Origin of the sequence: Xanthomonas sp. WHRI 8393, assembly GCF_040203315.1 — a bacterium.
Classification (GTDB): Bacteria; Pseudomonadota; Gammaproteobacteria; order Xanthomonadales; family Xanthomonadaceae; genus Xanthomonas; species Xanthomonas arboricola.
Genome location: NZ_JBEGGL010000002.1, coordinates 769,934 through 785,319, shown reverse-complemented (window position 1 = coordinate 785,319; position 15,386 = coordinate 769,934). Strand labels below are relative to the sequence as shown.

General features: G+C 66.4%; 18 protein-coding genes. 4 read left to right on the top strand and 14 right to left on the bottom strand.

Features of this window, described 5'->3' with window-relative positions; genetic code table 11:
* Positions 1 to 45 precede the first annotated feature (45 nt).
* Positions 46 to 678 carry a 23S rRNA (uridine(2552)-2'-O)-methyltransferase RlmE gene (gene rlmE, locus ABQ137_RS09505; protein ID WP_016904005.1) on the bottom strand — a complete coding sequence of 211 codons (633 nt, stop codon included), beginning with the start codon at positions 676 to 678 and terminating at the stop codon, positions 46 to 48.
* 65 nt (positions 679 to 743) lie between these two features.
* Here rlmE and yhbY point away from each other — a divergent pair, with 65 nt between their 5' ends.
* Together yhbY and ABQ137_RS09495 are read left to right on the top strand one after the other, a co-directional pair.
* Positions 744 to 1,049: a ribosome assembly RNA-binding protein YhbY gene (yhbY, locus tag ABQ137_RS09500; RefSeq protein ID WP_024939574.1), complete on the top strand. Its 306-nt coding sequence runs from the start codon at positions 744 to 746 to the stop codon at positions 1,047 to 1,049.
* Between the two features lie 15 nt (positions 1,050 to 1,064).
* Positions 1,065 to 1,445: an Mth938-like domain-containing protein gene (locus ABQ137_RS09495; protein WP_016904007.1), complete on the top strand. Its 381-nt coding sequence runs from the start codon at positions 1,065 to 1,067 to the stop codon at positions 1,443 to 1,445.
* A gap of 168 nt (positions 1,446 to 1,613) precedes the next feature.
* Here the strand turns inward: ABQ137_RS09495 and ABQ137_RS09490 are convergent, their stop codons facing one another.
* From ABQ137_RS09490 to surE, 4 genes are read right to left on the bottom strand one after another with little or no spacing between them, the layout of a single operon-like run.
* Positions 1,614 to 2,390, bottom strand: a complete 777-nt coding sequence (locus ABQ137_RS09490; protein WP_054592808.1) for a peptidoglycan DD-metalloendopeptidase family protein — start codon at positions 2,388 to 2,390, stop codon at positions 1,614 to 1,616.
* Positions 2,387 to 3,001 carry a YqaA family protein gene (locus tag ABQ137_RS09485; RefSeq protein ID WP_016904009.1) on the bottom strand — a complete coding sequence of 205 codons (615 nt, stop codon included), beginning with the start codon at positions 2,999 to 3,001 and terminating at the stop codon, positions 2,387 to 2,389. The genes ABQ137_RS09490 and ABQ137_RS09485 overlap by 4 nt, the downstream gene beginning before the upstream one ends.
* Positions 3,002 to 3,019: 18 nt before the next feature.
* The gene (locus tag ABQ137_RS09480; RefSeq protein WP_016904010.1) at positions 3,020 to 3,697 is read right to left on the bottom strand and encodes a protein-L-isoaspartate(D-aspartate) O-methyltransferase; all 678 of its coding nucleotides are present in this window, start codon (positions 3,695 to 3,697) and stop codon (positions 3,020 to 3,022) included.
* Positions 3,694 to 4,473 carry a 5'/3'-nucleotidase SurE gene (gene surE / locus ABQ137_RS09475; RefSeq protein ID WP_024939572.1) on the bottom strand — a complete coding sequence of 260 codons (780 nt, stop codon included), beginning with the start codon at positions 4,471 to 4,473 and terminating at the stop codon, positions 3,694 to 3,696. The genes ABQ137_RS09480 and surE overlap by 4 nt, the downstream gene beginning before the upstream one ends.
* Positions 4,474 to 4,572: 99 nt before the next feature.
* On the opposite strand from surE, the gene ABQ137_RS09470 reads away from it, so the two are divergent.
* Entirely contained in the window at positions 4,573 to 5,112 is a 540-nt protein-coding gene (locus tag ABQ137_RS09470) for a Smr/MutS family protein (protein ID WP_349782162.1), read from the top strand.
* A 136-nt stretch (positions 5,113 to 5,248) separates the two neighbouring features.
* Here ABQ137_RS09470 and truD read toward each other — a convergent pair whose 3' ends face one another.
* The 9 genes from truD to ABQ137_RS09425 form a co-directional block, all read right to left on the bottom strand.
* Entirely contained in the window at positions 5,249 to 6,358 is a 1,110-nt protein-coding gene (truD, locus tag ABQ137_RS09465; RefSeq protein WP_349782160.1) for a tRNA pseudouridine(13) synthase TruD, read from the bottom strand.
* Between the two features lie 243 nt (positions 6,359 to 6,601).
* Positions 6,602 to 7,093 carry a 2-C-methyl-D-erythritol 2,4-cyclodiphosphate synthase gene (ispF, locus tag ABQ137_RS09460; protein WP_046342357.1) on the bottom strand — a complete coding sequence of 164 codons (492 nt, stop codon included), beginning with the start codon at positions 7,091 to 7,093 and terminating at the stop codon, positions 6,602 to 6,604.
* A gap of 15 nt (positions 7,094 to 7,108) precedes the next feature.
* Positions 7,109 to 7,909, bottom strand: a complete 801-nt coding sequence (ispD, locus tag ABQ137_RS09455) for a 2-C-methyl-D-erythritol 4-phosphate cytidylyltransferase (RefSeq protein WP_065032328.1) — start codon at positions 7,907 to 7,909, stop codon at positions 7,109 to 7,111.
* Positions 7,906 to 8,262, bottom strand: coding sequence for a cell division protein FtsB (gene ftsB / locus ABQ137_RS09450; protein ID WP_016904016.1), 357 nt, complete (start codon positions 8,260 to 8,262; stop codon positions 7,906 to 7,908). Before ftsB ends, ispD begins: the two co-directional genes overlap by 4 nt.
* A gap of 3 nt (positions 8,263 to 8,265) precedes the next feature.
* Positions 8,266 to 9,558, bottom strand: coding sequence for a phosphopyruvate hydratase (eno, locus tag ABQ137_RS09445; protein ID WP_016904017.1), 1,293 nt, complete (start codon positions 9,556 to 9,558; stop codon positions 8,266 to 8,268).
* A gap of 123 nt (positions 9,559 to 9,681) precedes the next feature.
* The gene (locus ABQ137_RS09440; RefSeq protein ID WP_024939566.1) at positions 9,682 to 9,924 is read right to left on the bottom strand and encodes a hypothetical protein; all 243 of its coding nucleotides are present in this window, start codon (positions 9,922 to 9,924) and stop codon (positions 9,682 to 9,684) included.
* A 116-nt stretch (positions 9,925 to 10,040) separates the two neighbouring features.
* Positions 10,041 to 10,871, bottom strand: coding sequence for a 3-deoxy-8-phosphooctulonate synthase (gene kdsA / locus ABQ137_RS09435; protein WP_006453321.1), 831 nt, complete (start codon positions 10,869 to 10,871; stop codon positions 10,041 to 10,043).
* A gap of 203 nt (positions 10,872 to 11,074) precedes the next feature.
* On the bottom strand, positions 11,075 to 12,739 hold the full coding sequence (gene pyrG, locus ABQ137_RS09430) for a CTP synthase (RefSeq protein WP_024939564.1): 1,665 nt from the start codon (positions 12,737 to 12,739) through the stop codon (positions 11,075 to 11,077).
* Between the two features lie 176 nt (positions 12,740 to 12,915).
* A complete protein-coding gene (locus tag ABQ137_RS09425) occupies positions 12,916 to 13,164 on the bottom strand; it encodes a hypothetical protein (protein WP_024939563.1) in 249 nt (82 codons plus the stop codon).
* Positions 13,165 to 13,326: 162 nt separating this feature from the next.
* On the opposite strand from ABQ137_RS09425, the gene parE reads away from it, so the two are divergent.
* Positions 13,327 to 15,216 (top strand): DNA topoisomerase IV subunit B, encoded by a 1,890-nt coding sequence (gene parE, locus ABQ137_RS09420; RefSeq protein WP_046342354.1) that lies wholly within the window; start codon positions 13,327 to 13,329, stop codon positions 15,214 to 15,216.
* Positions 15,217 to 15,386 lie beyond the last annotated feature (170 nt).

Genomic DNA, 15,386 nt, shown 5'->3' with positions numbered 1-15,386 from the left:
GCCCTCTACTCTTCAAATTCTTGAAACACGGTGGTCATTGGCAGCTTACTTGATCTGGGCACGCTTGCCCTGACCGAGCGCATAAACTTCCGGGGAGCGCTTGCGCGAGGCCGCCGGCTTGCGAATCGTCACCTTGTCATAGCGGCGGCGAAGCTCACGAATGTAATCGTCGGACCCGACACCCTGGAACAGCTTGATCAGGAACGCCCCGCCCGGTTTGAGGTGGGTATCGGCAAATTCCATCGCCAGTTCCGCCAGGTGCATCATCCGCGGTTGGTCGACCGCATCCATGCCACTCTTATTGGGGGCCATATCGGACAGCACAAGGTCCACCGGCACATCGCCCAGCATCGCCTCGAATTCCGATAGGACGGTTTGCTCCCTGAAGTCGCCGTGAAGGAACTCCACGCCAGCCAGCGGCGGCATCTCCAGGATATCCAGCGCCACCACCCGGCCGCTGTCGCCCATGGACTTGCGCACCTGTTGCGACCAACCGCCTGGCGCCGCGCCCAGGTCGACCACCACCATGCCCGGCTTGAGCAGGCGGTCGCGCTGGAGCAGTTCTTCCAGCTTGTAGGCCGCACGCGAGCGCATGCCTTCGGCCTGCGCCTTCTTGACGAACGGATCGGCGAAGTGTTCCTTGAGCCAGCGCTGGCTGCTTTTACTACGGGAAGGCATCGGCAAAGGGGTCTGAACGGGTCGCCATGATACCCTGAACACCCTTTGCTGCCCTTTGATCCTGCATGTCCATTGTTCTCACCTCCGCCCAGAACCGTTTCCTGCGCGGCCAGGCCCACGATCTCAAGGCACTGCTGCAAACCGGCGGCAAAGGGGTCACGCCAGCATTTCTGGCCGAACTCGAGGAAGTGCTCGAGCGCCACGAACTGATCAAGGTGAAGGTGACATCGGAGGATCGCGAGGCCCGTGACGCCATGATTGCCGAACTGACCGAGCAGACCGGCAGCGCGCTGGTGCAGCGGATCGGCCATGTCGCCATCCTGTACCGCCCCAGCAAGGAAAAGCGTCAGATCGTGCTGCCGCGCGGCTGACCCAACGAGTTCGACATGCCCTTAAGCCAGGAACACCCCGACTACACCTATGCGCTGCGCGCGGCCGATGGCCGCCACGCCAAGGTGAACGATCAGATTCTGCAGCGCAGCTTCATCCTGATGCCCGACGAGCTGGTGGAAGGCTGGCCGGTCTCCGGCCTGGAACAGCTCCAGGTCGCGCATATGGACGCGGTGCTGGCGCTCGCCCCGGCGGTGATCCTGCTCGGCACCGGCGAGCGGCAGCAGTTCCCGAAGACGGACGTGTTGGCAGCCTGCCTGACCCGCGGCATCGGCCTGGAAGCGATGACCAATGCGGCCGCGGCACGCACCTACAACGTGCTGGCCAGCGAAGGCCGCCGGGTGGCACTGGCGATGATCCTGGAAGGCCGGGATTAGGGAGTCGGGATTGGGGATTTGCAACTGCGGGCTGGAGCAGGTGTCGCTCTCATGCCAACAGCAGGAGCGACACCCCGAGCAATCTTCAGGCCGCTAGAACGCATCTTCCACGCGGCAGCATCAGCCCAGCGCCGTTGCCGTTGCGAATCCCAAATCCCGAATCCCGAATCACTTCTTAGGCAGATACAGCAACGGATCCACCGGCTTGCCGTTGTAGCGGATCTCGAAGTGCAGCATGTCGCGGGCCGCGCCGCTGCGGCCCATCTCGGCGATCTGCTGGCCGGCCTTGACGCTCTGGCCTTCGTTGAGCAGGCGCTTGCGGTTGTGTCCGTAGGCGGACAGCCACTGGTCGTTGTGCTTGATGATGATCAGCTCGCCGTAGCCGACCAGGCCGGCGCCGGAGTACACCACCACACCGTCGGCCGCGGCACGCACCGCCTGCCCGCTGGCACCGGCGATGTCCACGCCCTGCTTGGTGGTCTCGCCGCTGACGAAGGTGCCGACCACCACGCCATCGGCCGGCCAGCGCCACGGAAATCCGCTGCTGACCGGTGCTGCGATCGGGGCACTCGGGCGCGGCGGAACCACCGTGCCGGCACTGGAGCTGCTGCCGCCCGGCCTGCTGGCTCCGGGCGGATAGAGCTTGAGGGTCTGGCCGGGATAGATGGTGTTCGGCGAGGACAGGCCATTCCAGGCCGCCAGGTCCGGCGCGGTGATGTTGGTGCGGCGCGAGATGGCGTATAGCGTGTCGCCGCGCTGCACGGTGACGGTCGCACCCGGGCGCGGCACCGATGGACGCGGCGCCGCGGACGGACGCGCGGACGCCGAACCACCGCCGGCTCCGGGCGAGCGCACCACCGTGGCGCTGCTGCAGGCGCCCAGCCCGACGGCGACTGCGAGCAGGACTGCTGTCTTACGTACCGAATTCATCTGCAACTTGCTCATCCGTTGGTTGTCTTCCACACCAGCCAGCCTGCTCCCACCGCCAGGACGGCCATGGCCACCCAGCCCAGCGGCTCGATCCAGCGATGCAACGCGGCCTCGGCACGCGCCCCACCCAGCCGGATCGCGCCGGCCACCAGATACACGCGCTTGCCGCGCCCCACCAGCATGCTGGCAATGAAGGGCAGGATCGGCACGCCGACCACGCCCGAGGCCCAGGTAAAGATCTTCAACGGGATCGGGGTGAAGCCCACCAGCACCAGCGCCCAGAAGGCCTTCCACGGCGAATCGGCGACCAGCGTGCGCAACGTCTCGATCTGCGCCTGGATCTTGGCGCTCCAGCCCAGCCATTCGATCAGCGGCTGCAAGGCGGCGAAGGCGAAATGGCCCAGCAGATAACCGACCAGCGCGCCGCAGACCGAGCCGATCAGGCTCAAGGTGGCGAACCACAGGGCGCGCCTGGGTTCGGCCAGCGACATCGGCGCCAGCATCACCTCCGGCGGTACCGGGAAGATGAAGCCCTCCACGAAACTGAGGCCGGTCAGCAGCGCCGGAGCGCGGCGATTGCGCGACCAGCGAATGGCCACGTCGTACAACGGCCCGAAGATCTTCATCGAAAAACTCTCATGGATTCAATCCAGCATGCCCGACAACAGCGGGACGAACGTGACCGGCGCCAGAACCTGCTGCTCGATCGCGCCGTCGGCAGCGCGCGTGAGTTGCACCAGTGATTGCGACGAGGCGCCACCGACCGGGGCGACCAGCCGCCCGCCGACCGCCAGCTGATCGACCAGCGCGTCGACCAGCGCCGGGGCGGCGGCGGTGACCACGATGGCATCGTAGGGGCCATGTTCGGGCCAGCCGATGCGGCCGTCGTCGTGCTTGCTGCGCACGTTCATTCCCAGATGGCGGAAGCGCTTGCGCGCCTGCCGCAGCAGGTCGCCGATGCGCTCGACGGTGTACACCTCCAGCCCCAGCGCGGCGAGGATCGCGCCCTGGTAGCCGGAGCCGGTGCCCACTTCGAGCACTTTGGTCGGGCCAACCTGCAGCACCGCCTCAGTCATGCGTGCGACCACCCAGGGCTGCGAGATGGTCTGGCCGTGGCCGATCGGCAAGGCAGTGTCTTCATAGGCACGCGAGGCCAGCGCTTCGTCGATGAACAGATGGCGCGGCACGGTGCGCACCGCGTTGAGCGTGGCCTCGTCCTGGATACCGGCCTCGCGCAGGCGCTCGACCAGCCGGTCGCGCACGCGTTGCGAGGTCATGCCGATCCCGACCGATTCCGGTTGCAGCCGCAGCCTCGGCGTCATGCCGGCGTATCCAGCGCGGCGGTCAGGCCGCCCACCCAGCCGGCCACCGTCTCCAGCGCCTGATAGCGGGTCAGGTCGACATGGATCGGGGTGATCGAGATATGCCCGGTGCGCACGGCATGGAAGTCGGTGCCGGCGCCAGCGTCCTGCTCCGGCCCGGCCGGGCCGATCCAGTACACGGTGCGGCCGCGCGGGTCGCGCTGCGGCACGCAGGGCTCGGACCGATGGCGGTTGCCCAGCCGGGTGACCTCGAAACCGAGCACCTCCGACCAGGCCAGGTCCGGCACGTTGACGTTGAGGATGGTATCGGCGGGCAACGGGTCGGACTTCAGCCGTGCCACGATCTCCACCGCGGCGCGCGCGGCGGTTTCGTAGTGATGCGCCTCGTGATTGTGCGTCACCAGCGAGACCGCCACCGCCGGCAGGCCGAGGAAGCGGCCTTCCATCGCGGCGGACACGGTGCCCGAATAGATCACGTCGTCGCCGAGATTGGCCGAGTTGTTGATGCCGGAGACCACGATGTCCGGGTCGTAATCGAGCATGCCGGTCAGCGCCAGATGCACGCAGTCGGTCGGCGTGCCGGCAACCGCGCAGGTCTGCGCGTCGATGCGGCGGGTGCGGATCGGCACATCCAGCGTCAGCGAGTTGCTGGCGCCGGAGCGGTCGCGGTCGGGCGCGACCACCATCACTTCATGACCGGCATGGCGCAGCGCCTCGGCCAAAATCTGGATGCCGGGGGCGTCGACACCGTCGTCGTTGCTAACCAGTACGCGCATGGGACTCCTCGGAAAACCGGGTCATGATACCGGATGCGTCCGCGCCCTTCGCGCTTGATCTTCGCTTGCGCCTGAGGTTGGGCAGGTTAGGCTGTGAGCATGTCGCATCCTGAAGACGAAGACGACGGCGCGCTGTTCCGCGCAGCGATCGGCGCGGTCAAGCCGATTCGTGAAGTCGCCCCACCGGCCAATGCCAAGCCGCGCCCCAAGCCGCGCGCACGCATGGCCGAGCGCGACGATGCGGAAGCGCACACCGAATTCGCGCGTCTGCTGCGCGACAGTGCGCCGCTGGAGGCGGGCGATACCGCCAGCTACCGGCGCGAGAATCTTCCCACCCGATTGTTTCAGCGGCTCAAGCGCGGTCAGTTCTCGATCCAGGACGAACTGGACCTGCATGGCGCCACCGCCGCGCAGGCGGAATCGCTGCTGCGGCAGTTCCTGCTGGAAGCGCATGCGCACGACCATGGCTGCGTGCGCATCATCCACGGCAAGGGGCTGCAGTCGGACAACGGCGCGCCGGTGTTGAAAAACCTGATGGATCGCCTGCTGCGTCAGCGCAACGAAGTGCTGGCGTTTCATTCCGCGCCGGCCACGCAAGGTGGCACCGGAGCATTGCTGGTGTTGCTGGCACGGCGTTAGCGCCGATTGGGCGACGGGTCGCTGGTGCAGGCATGCGCTTGCGCAAAGGACGCGTTGATGGGCAGGCCTGTCGCGGCCAGGTCCGCTCCTACGGCGGTGACGTGTTTGCCGGGCAGCCGACGACCACTGGATAGACCTAGGCGTCGGGACGCGTGCCGGCGTTGAGACGGCCGGCGTCGCTGACCTCGCCGAGTTCCCACAGCACCGCGGTGGCGTAGCAGCCCGGCGGCAGTGCGAATTCGATCTGCAGGCTATCCGCATCCAGCCAGCGATACTCCAACTGTTGCGGACGCAAGCGCAGTGCGCGGCGCTCCTGCTTCAAGCCCGCGGCCTCCAGGCCTTGTCGCAGCACCTCCGATTGCGGATCGGACAACGCGCCCTGCTCCACCGCCGCGGCCTGCCCGGTCGAACGCAGCTCACCGGCGCCCCACAACGGCCCGCTGGGATGGATATCGAAGCGCGCCAGACGCTCTGCCAGTACATCGGTGAACGGTTCGGGGCCGAACACGCTGCGCGAGCCATCCAGCATCCACGCCTCGCCATCCAGCGCGGTGTCCCAGCTGCCCTGCTCCACGCGCGCGGTGAGCACCCGGTTGAACAACGCCGAGCGCGCCGCCGACAGCAGCATCGAGCGTTGGTCGTTGCGCAGCCGCCGCCGGGATGCCGGCGCCGCCGACAAGGTGCCGTCGGCATTGGACACATAACCGAACATCGCCAGTGCGGAGGCCACATTGCCACCATCGCGGCCGAAACGCTGTTCGCCAAACCAGTTCGGGATACCACGCGCGGCGATCGCCTGCAGGCGCTGTTCGATCGCCGCGTGCTCGCCCTGCACCTGGCGTAACGTCAACACGAAACGATTGCCCAGCAGTGCGCCGCGTTGCAGCTTGCGGTTGTGCCAGGTACTGGCGATGACCTGCATCTCATCGTCGTCGAGCGCGGCGAGCTCCGGCGCGATGCGCTTGGGCAGATGCACGCTGAAGCGCTGCGTGGTCACCGCATGGCGGTCCTTTAGCCCGGCGTAGCTGACGCCCATCTCGGCGATTCCGGCCCACTGCGCGAGTTTCTTAGCGATATAGGCGGTGTTCTGCCCACGCTTGCGGATGGTGAGCAACAGGTGCTCGCCCTCGCCGGTTGGCTCGAAGGCGGGCAGCTCATCGACCTGAAAATCGTCGGGCGTGCTGCGCATTGCCGCGCCGAGGACCGCAGCGCCCTGCGCGCGCGGCAGAACAGAGGTGTCGCTCATGCTGTGATTTACCTTCGCGCCGACAGGTCGTGCGCTATGTGCCGAATGCCTCGGCGCGGTGGTGTCGCGGTGCGACGCCAAGACGAGCCCGGCGCAGGTAACCGCGATCGGGAGCGGCTGGAACACCTGGCCGGCATCGGATGCGTGTGGACGGCAGGCTCAGCACTGCAGGGTATGCGGGATGATCGCCATGCCCGGCACCGTCCATGCCACCGACGGTGCGCAGGCGTCTGTGAGCCGCGGTCAGCCGGCGATCCTGCCGAGCAAGACTGCCGCTTGCGCAGCGATGCCCTCGCTGCGGCCGGTGAAGCCGAGTTTTTCGCTGGTGGTGGCCTTGACGCTGACCGCATCGAGTTCGATCGCCAGCAGGCTGGCGATGCGTTCGCGCATCGCCAGCGCATGCGGGCCGATCTTGGGGCGCTCGCAGATCACGGTGACATCGGCATTGCCAACGCGCCAGCCACGCTCGCGCAGCAAGTGATCACAATGCTGCAGGAACTGCGCGCTGTCGGCATCCTTCCAGCGCGCGTCGGACGGCGGAAAGTGCTGACCGATATCGCCCAGCGCCAGCGCGCCCAGCATCGCATCGCATAGCGCGTGCAGCACCACGTCGCCATCGCTGTGCGCGAGCACGCCATGGCTGTGCGCGACGCGCACGCCGCCCAGCATCACGTGGTCGCCCGCACCGAACGCGTGCACGTCGTAGCCCTGACCGATTCGAAAATTGAAAGACATGGTAATCCGTGGTGATTAGGGAGCGTCGGCGTCGTGGTGCGCACCAGCGGACAGCGCATCGGTGTGACCAACGACCGCGCCGGCGCGCGGGTCGGTTGCAGGCGACTGGGCATCCACTGCAACACCTCGGCGCGCCAGTTCGAATTCGAAGCGCGCCAGATCCGTTGGCGTGGTCACCTTGAAGTTGTCTTCGGCACCTTCCACCAGCAACGGGCGCAATCCCAGCCGCTCCATCGCCATCGCCTCGTCGGTCACGTCCACCCCGGCCGCCGACGCCTCGGTGAGGCCGCGGATCAGTTGATGGCGACGGAACAGCTGCGGGGTCAGTGCGCGCCACAGCCGCTCGCGTGGCTCGGTGGCATCGATGCCGCCATCGTCGCCGGCCCGCTTGAGCGTGTCGCGCACCGGTGCAGCCAGGATCGCGCCGACCGGATCGCCGCGGCCGATTTCCAGCAGACGCTCCAGATCGGCCAGCGCCAGATTGGGCCGCGCGGCATCGTGCACCAGCACAAAGTCATCGGCCCGCACGCTCTCCGGCAAGGCCAGCAATCCGGCCAGTACCGATGCCGCACGTGTCCCCCCGCCGACGCAGGTCAGCACCGGCTTGCCCTGCACCGAGGTCCAGCCAGGCCAATCCGCATCGTCGGGCGCGATGGCCACCACAATGCCGGCCACCACCGGATGCGCGGCAAGCGCCGCCAGCGTATAGGCCATCAGCGGTTGCCCGGCAGCGGACAGATATTGCTTGGGGGTCTGCCCACCGAAGCGCGTGCCGCGCCCGGCGGCCGGCACGATCGCCCAGATCGAACCGGTCATGGCTGTTCCGCCGGAGCGTCAGGCTCGACGGGCGCAGCGGAAGGTGCGGCCACTGCAGGCGGCAGCGGCGGTGCATCCTCGACCACGCGATAGAACGTCTCGCCCGGTTTGATCATGCCCAGTTCGCTGCGCGCGCGCTCTTCGATTGCCGCCTCGCCGTCCTTCAAATCCTTCACCTCTGCTGCCAACGCCTGGTTGCGTTGGCGCAGACCTTCGTTGTCCTGTGTCTGATGCGCGACCTGGGCTTCCAGCATCATCACTTCACCGGAATTCCCAGGCCCGAACCAGAAGCGGTACTGCAGCCAAGCCAGCAGCACCGCCAGCACCAGCAGTAGCCAGCGCCAGTTGCGCACGGCTTAGCGCTTGAGCGAAACGAACGCGTCGCGGCCGGCGTAACGCGCGCCGGAGCCCAGCGCCTGCTCGATGCGCAGCAACTGGTTGTACTTGGCGACGCGGTCGCTGCGGCACAGCGAGCCGGTCTTGATCTGCGTGGCGGTGGTGGCCACGGCGATGTCGGCGATGGTGGTGTCTTCGGTTTCGCCCGAGCGGTGCGAGACGATCGAGGCATAGTTGGCCGCATGCGCCATCGCAATGGCTTCCAGCGTCTCGGTCAGCGTGCCGATCTGGTTGACCTTGATCAGGATCGCGTTGGCGGTGCCCGAGTCGATGCCCTGCTTGAAGATCTTCGGATTGGTGACGAACAGATCGTCGCCGACCAGTTGCACCTTCTTGCCGACGCGGTCGGTGAGCAGCTTCCAGCCGGCCCAGTCGTCCTCGGCCAGGCCGTCTTCGATGCTGATGATCGGGTACTGCGCAACCCAGTCGGCCAGGAAGTCGACGAACTGCTCGCTGGTCAGGCGCTTGTTTTCGCCAACCAGGTTGTACTTGCCGTTGTCGTAGAACTCGCTGGAGGCCACGTCCAGGCCCAGCAGCACGTCTTCGCCGGCGGTGTAGCCGGCCTTGCCGATCGCCTCGAGGATGGTGTCCAGCGCTTCGACATTGCTGCGGAAGTCCGGCGCAAAGCCGCCTTCGTCGCCCACTGCCGTGCTCAGGCCGTGGCCCTTGAGCACCGACTTGAGCGCGTGGAAGATTTCGGTGCCGGCACGCAGCGCTTCGGAGAACGAGCTGCAGCCGACCGGCAGCACCATGAACTCCTGGAAGTCGACGTTGTTGTCGGCATGCGCGCCGCCGTTGATGATGTTCATCATCGGCACCGGCAGTGCCACGTCGGACTCGGTGATGGTGGACAGGTACTGCCACAGCGGCTGCTTGCGCGAGGCGGCCACGGCATGCGCGGCGGCCAGAGAAACACCCAGCAGCGCATTCGCGCCCAGGCGGCCCTTGTTCTCGGTGCCGTCCAGGTCGATCAGGCGGCGGTCCAGACCCTGCTGGTCGGCCGCGTCAAAGCCCTTGAGCGTCTCGGCGATGGTGCCGTTGACGTTCTGCACCGCATGCAGCACGCCCTTGCCCAGGTAGCGGGTCTTGTCGCCATCGCGCAGTTCCACCGCTTCCTTGGTGCCGGTCGAGGCGCCCGAGGGCACGGCAGCGCGGCCGAACGAGCCGTCGTCCAGCGTGACTTCGGCCTCCAGCGTGGGGTTGCCGCGGGAGTCGAGGATTTCGCGGGCGAGGATCTTGGCGATAGTGGTCATAGGTCGATCGGTTACCAGTAAGGGGGAAGTACACCGGAAACAAGCTGCGGGATTATCGCCGCACACCGGCACATTGCCAAATCGCGTGAAGCTGCCGCACGCAACAGGCCGGCACACATGCCGCTAGGCCATCAAGCCCAGCAGCGGTAGCCCAGACAGCAGCAGCAAGACCGACAGCAACACCAACGCAAAGATCGCTGCGCCGGATTGGCGAGCCAGCCGCAACGCCAGCGGGCCGGCGATCAGGCAACTTGTGATCGCCACCGCGGCCAGCAGCAGCGTAACCAGCATTGGCACCCGCGTGGCCTGCATGGCATGGTCGCCGTCACCCGGCATGCCGATGCTGGCAGCGACCAGAAACACCATTGCGGCCATACACGCCCACGCGGCGATCGATGCGACCAGCGCGATCCAGCCCCAGGGCCAGTGGCGCCACTGCCGACGCTGGCGCTGCGACGCGGCCAGCGCCCAGGGATCGGAACTCATGCGAAGCGCGCGAACCCGTGCTTCTTGGTGACGGCATCCAGTTCCATCAGGGTCTCGAGCAGCTCTTCCATGCGGTCCAGCGGCCAGGCGTTGGGGCCGTCCGACAAGGCCTTGGACGGATCCGGATGGGTTTCGGCAAACAGGCCGGAAATGCCCACCGCCACCGCCGCGCGCGCCAGCACCGGCACGAATTCGCGCTGGCCGCCGGAACTGCTGCCCTGCCCGCCCGGCAACTGCACCGAATGGGTGGCATCGAACACCACCGGGCAGCCGGTGTCGCGCATCACGCTCAGCGAGCGCATGTCGCTGACCAGGTTGTTGTAGCCGAACGAGGCGCCACGTTCGCAGACCATGATCTGCTCGTTGCCGGTCGACTTGGCCTTGTCCACCACCGGCTTCATGTCCCACGGCGCCAGGAACTGGCCCTTCTTGATGTTGACCGGCTTGCCGGCGGCGCAGACGTTCTTGATGAAATCGGTCTGGCGCACCAGGAAGGCCGGGGTCTGCAGCACGTCGACGACGGCGGCGACCTCGTTCATCGGGGTGTATTCGTGCACGTCGGTCAGCACCGGCACGCCGATCTGCTGCTTTACCGCAGCCAGCACCTTCAGGCCCTCTTCCAGGCCCGGACCGCGGAAGCTGGTGCCGGAGGTGCGGTTGGCCTTGTCGAAGCTCGACTTGAAGATGAAGTTGATCCCCAGCTTGCCGGTGATCTCCTTGAGCTTGCCGGCCACGTCGAGCTGCAGCTGCATCGACTCGATCACGCAGGGGCCGGCGATCAGGAACAACGGCTGATCCAGCCCAACGTCAAAGTCACACAGTTTCATCAGGTCACCTATTGATTAAAGCCCCTCTCCCGTCGGGAGAGGGGCTGGTGTGCGGGTACGGTTGCGAAGCGCTGCTGAAGTGCGATGGTTTGCCCTGGCTGACGCGTGGCGACGCGTTCGTCATGGCGGCCATCTTCCGGTGCGTTGCGACGCCCCTCATCCGGCGCTGCGCGCCAGCTTCTCCCGACGGGAGAAGGAGTGGCTCAGGCACGCGCTTCCTTCAGCAGTTTTCCGCCCGCCTTCTTCTCGCGCGCAGCGCGCACGAAGCCGATGAACAGCGGATGCCCGTCGCGCGGGGTGGACAGGAATTCCGGATGCGCCTGGCAGGCCAGGAACCACGGGTGCGCATCGCGCGGCAGCTCCACCATCTCCACCAGCGTGTCGTCCATCGACTTGCCGGAGATCACCAGGCCGGCGTCTTCCAGCTGGGTGCGGTAGCGGTTGTTGAACTCGTAGCGGTGACGGTGACGCTCGGCGACCACGTCCTTGCCGTACACCTCGCGCGCCAGCGTGCCCGGCTTGAGCCGCTGCTCCTGCAGACCCAGCCGCATGGTGCCGCCCAGGTCGGACTTCTCGTCGCGCTTTTCCACTTCGCCGGTGGCGGTGCGCCATTCGGTGATCAGGCCGATCACCGGGTGCGGCGACTGGCGATCGTTCTCGGTGCTATTGGCTGCGTCCAGATCGGCCACGTGGCGGGCATAGTCCACCACCGCCGCCTGCATGCCATAGCAGATGCCGAAGTACGGCACCTTGTGCTCGCGCGCGTACTTGGAGGTGAGCACCTTGCCTTCGAAACCACGGTCGCCGAAGCCGCCCGGCACCAGGATGCCGTCGATATCCTGCAGCGCAGCCATGTCGCTGCCTTCCAGATCCTGCGCTTCCAGCCACTTCAGGTTGACCTTGGTGCGCTGGCGCAGACCGCCGTGACGCAGCGCTTCGGCCACCGACTTGTAGGCGTCCTGGTGGTCGACGTACTTGCCGACCACCGCAATGGTGACCTCGTCCAGCGGGTGCTTGACCGCATCCACCACCGCAGCCCATTCGGACAGGTCGGGCGCAGCCACCTTGTCGCGCAGCTTGAACTGATCGATGACCAGTTCGTCCAGGCCCTGGCGACGCAGCTCCAGCGGCATGCCGTACAGCACGTCGATATCGGGGCAGCTGATCACCGCGCGCTCGGAGACATTGGTGAACAGCGCGATCTTGCGGCGCTCCGAATCCGGTACCGCCTGCTCGGAACGGCACAGCAGCACGTCCGGCTGGATGCCGATCGAGCGCAGTTCCTTGACCGAATGCTGGGTCGGCTTGGTCTTCAACTCACCGGCGGCGGCGATGTACGGCACCAGGGTGAGGTGCATGAACATGGCCTTTTCGGCACCACGCTCGGTGCGCACCTGGCGGATCGCTTCCAGGAACGGCAGCGACTCGATATCGCCGACGGTGCCGCCGATCTCGATCAGCGCCACGTCGAACCCGGCGGTGGCCTCGTCGATGCAACGGCGGATCTCGTCGGTGATATGCGGGATCACCTGCACGGTGGCGCCCAGGTAATCGCCGCGACGCTCCTTGCGGATCACGTTCTCGTAGATCCGGCCGGTGGTGACCGAGTTCTTGCGCGACAGCCGCGTGCGCACGTAGCGCTCGTAGTGACCCAGATCCAGATCGGTCTCGGCGCCGTCGTCGGTGACGTAGACCTCGCCATGCTGGAACGGGCTCATCGTGCCCGGGTCCACATTGATGTACGGGTCCAGCTTCATCATCGTGACCTTCAGGCCACGCGCTTCCAGAATGGAGGCAAGCGAAGCGGCGGCTATGCCCTTGCCTAGCGAGGACACTACGCCGCCGGTAACAAAAATCAGGGGGGTCATGGGGCTTGAAGCCTCCCGGAAAGCCATAGTTTAGCGGGTGTCGGGCGAATGCCCAAGGGTTGCGTGACGATCATGTCGTCACAGCGGCGAAAAACGCGCTGCGCCTGGCGCGCAAATGCAGACGCCCCGACCAAGGCCGGGGCGTCCGTGTGGCGTTATGCCGTCGCGCGATGGAATCAGCGCGCCGGCTTTTCTTCTTCCTCTTCCTCGCGCGTGGCGGCGTCGGCCTTGGGCTTGTGTGCCGCAGCAGCGGCGCGGCGCTCGGCCTTGCGCTCGGCTTCGGTCTTGGCCTTGGCGTCATCGGCCTTCTGCGCGCTGGCGCCGGCGCCCTGCCCGGTCTGCTGAGGAGCGGCCTGGGCCATGGCAGGAAGCGCGGCCACTGCGGCAGCACCGAGGGTGAGCATCAGGATGTGCTTGAACTTCATGGTGTCCTCCGGGTTCGGTGACATCCTCAGGTGGGGACGTTTGGTTCCGAATCCAACGCCAGGGTATCCAGCCGCACCCCGCCCTGCACTGAACGCCTGTCGCGTGCAAAAAATCGGCCCAACCCCCACACTTGCGCGTCGTTTCACGTGCCAACGAGATGCATGAACACCCGTTATAACGCCGCCGATATTGAAGTGCTGTCGGGCCTGGACCCGGTCAAACGCCGCCCTGGCATGTATACCGACACTGCGCGCCCGAACCATCTGGCGCAGGAAGTGATCGACAACTCGGTCGACGAGGCGCTGGCCGGTCACGCCAGGCAGGTCGAAGTGACCCTGTACAAGGACGGCAGCTGCGAGGTGTCCGACGACGGCCGCGGCATGCCGGTGGACATGCACCCGGAAGAAAAGATTCCCGGTGTCGAGCTGATCCTGACCCGGCTGCATGCCGGCGGCAAGTTCAGCAACCGCAACTACACCTTCTCCGGCGGCCTGCATGGCGTGGGCGTGAGCGTGGTCAATGCGCTGTCGACCAAGGTCGAGCTGTTCATCAAGCGCGAAGGCAGCGAGCACCGCATGGAGTTCCGCGACGGCCACGCCGCCTCCAAGCTGGAAGTGGTCGGCACCGTCGGCAAGAAGAACACCGGCACGCGCCTGCGCTTCTGGGCCGATCCGAAGTACTTCGACACCCCCAAGTTCAACGTGCGCGCGCTGCGCCATCTGCTGCGCGCCAAGGCGGTGCTGTGCCCGGGCCTGACTGTGAAGCTCCACGACGAGGCCACCGGCGAGCAGGACAGCTGGTACTTCGAGAACGGCCTGCGCGACTACCTCAAGGGCGAGATGGCCGCGCACGAGATGCTGCCGGCCGACCTGTTTGTGGGCAGCCTGAAGAAGGACACCGAGATCGTCGACTGGGCCGCGGCCTGGGTGCCGGAAGGCGAGTTGGTGCAGGAAAGCTACGTCAACCTGATCCCGACCGCGCAGCACGGCACCCACGTCAACGGCCTGCGTTCGGGCCTGACCGATGCGTTGCGCGAGTTCTGCGACTTCCGCAACCTGCTGCCGCGCGGGGTCAAGCTGGCGCCGGAAGACGTATGGGACCGGGTCACCTTCGTGCTCAGCCTGAAGATGACCGACCCGCAGTTCTCCGGGCAGACCAAGGAACGCCTGTCCTCGCGCCAGGCCGCCGGCTTCATCGAAGGCGCCGCGCACGATGCCTTCAGCCTGTATCTGAATCAGAACGTGGAGATCGGCGAGAAGATCGCGCAGATCGCCATCGACCGCGCCAGTGCGCGCCTGAAGACCGAAAAGCAGATCGTCCGCAAGAAGGTCACCCAGGGTCCGGCCCTGCCCGGCAAGCTGGCCGACTGCATCAGCCAGGATCTGTCGCGCACCGAACTGTTCCTGGTCGAGGGCGACTCGGCCGGCGGCTCGGCCAAGCAGGCCCGCGACAAGGACTTCCAGGCGATCCTGCCGCTGCGCGGCAAGATCCTCAACACCTGGGAAGTGGCATCGGGCAGCGTGCTGGCCTCCGAGGAAGTGCACAACCTGGCGATCGCGATCGGCTGCGACCCGGGCAAGGACGACATCACCGGGCTGCGTTACGGCAAGGTGGTGATCCTGGCCGATGCGGACTCCGACGGCCTGCATATCGCGACCTTGCTGACCGCGCTGTTCCTGCAGCATTTCCCTGCGCTGGTCGCGGCCGGCCACGTGTTCGTGGCAATGCCGCCGCTGTTCCGCGTGGACGTGGGCAAGCAGGTGTTCTACGCGCTGGACGAAGAGGAAAAGACCACGCTGCTGGACAAGATCGCGCGCGAGAAGCTCAAGGGCCAGGTCAGCGTCACCCGCTTCAAGGGCCTGGGCGAGATGAATCCGCAACAGCTGCGCGAATCGACCATCCACCCGGATACGCGTCGCCTGGTGCAGCTGACCATCGACGATGGCGAACAGACCCGCTCGCTGATGGACATGCTGCTGGCGAAAAAGCGCGCCGGCGATCGCAAGCAGTGGTTGGAGACCAAGGGCGATCTGGCGTCGCTGGAGGTTTGAGTTCGCTGAAAGTCTGAAAACACCAAGCAGCGAAAGCGTCGCCCCCCTCAGCGGGGCGAGAAGGCACTGCGTGCGCAGGCCTCTTCAAGCGCCCGCACTGCCAGCCCGGGCCCGGGGGGGCGAAGCGGAAGTTGGGGTGAGGGTGAAGCCGATCCCCACCCTTCGGCTCA

Bases quoted from the DNA above. Each gene is read 5' to 3' on its own strand.
- rlmE (WP_016904005.1), bottom strand. From the start codon at position 678: ATGCCTTCCCGTAGTAAAAGCAGCCAGCGCTGGCTCAAGGAACACTTC.
- yhbY (WP_024939574.1), top strand. From the start codon at position 744: ATGTCCATTGTTCTCACCTCCGCCCAGAACCGTTTCCTGCGCGGCCAG.
- ABQ137_RS09495 (WP_016904007.1), top strand. From the start codon at position 1,065: ATGCCCTTAAGCCAGGAACACCCCGACTACACCTATGCGCTGCGCGCG.
- ABQ137_RS09490 (WP_054592808.1), bottom strand. From the start codon at position 2,390: ATGAGCAAGTTGCAGATGAATTCGGTACGTAAGACAGCAGTCCTGCTC.
- ABQ137_RS09485 (WP_016904009.1), bottom strand. From the start codon at position 3,001: ATGAAGATCTTCGGGCCGTTGTACGACGTGGCCATTCGCTGGTCGCGC.
- ABQ137_RS09480 (WP_016904010.1), bottom strand. From the start codon at position 3,697: ATGACGCCGAGGCTGCGGCTGCAACCGGAATCGGTCGGGATCGGCATG.
- surE (WP_024939572.1), bottom strand. From the start codon at position 4,473: ATGCGCGTACTGGTTAGCAACGACGACGGTGTCGACGCCCCCGGCATC.
- ABQ137_RS09470 (WP_349782162.1), top strand. From the start codon at position 4,573: ATGTCGCATCCTGAAGACGAAGACGACGGCGCGCTGTTCCGCGCAGCG.
- truD (WP_349782160.1), bottom strand. From the start codon at position 6,358: ATGAGCGACACCTCTGTTCTGCCGCGCGCGCAGGGCGCTGCGGTCCTC.
- ispF (WP_046342357.1), bottom strand. From the start codon at position 7,093: ATGTCTTTCAATTTTCGAATCGGTCAGGGCTACGACGTGCACGCGTTC.
- ispD (WP_065032328.1), bottom strand. From the start codon at position 7,909: ATGACCGGTTCGATCTGGGCGATCGTGCCGGCCGCCGGGCGCGGCACG.
- eno (WP_016904017.1), bottom strand. From the start codon at position 9,558: ATGACCACTATCGCCAAGATCCTCGCCCGCGAAATCCTCGACTCCCGC.
- ABQ137_RS09440 (WP_024939566.1), bottom strand. From the start codon at position 9,924: ATGGTGTTTCTGGTCGCTGCCAGCATCGGCATGCCGGGTGACGGCGAC.
- kdsA (WP_006453321.1), bottom strand. From the start codon at position 10,871: ATGAAACTGTGTGACTTTGACGTTGGGCTGGATCAGCCGTTGTTCCTG.
- pyrG (WP_024939564.1), bottom strand. From the start codon at position 12,739: ATGACCCCCCTGATTTTTGTTACCGGCGGCGTAGTGTCCTCGCTAGGC.
- ABQ137_RS09425 (WP_024939563.1), bottom strand. From the start codon at position 13,164: ATGAAGTTCAAGCACATCCTGATGCTCACCCTCGGTGCTGCCGCAGTG.
- parE (WP_046342354.1), top strand. From the start codon at position 13,327: ATGAACACCCGTTATAACGCCGCCGATATTGAAGTGCTGTCGGGCCTG.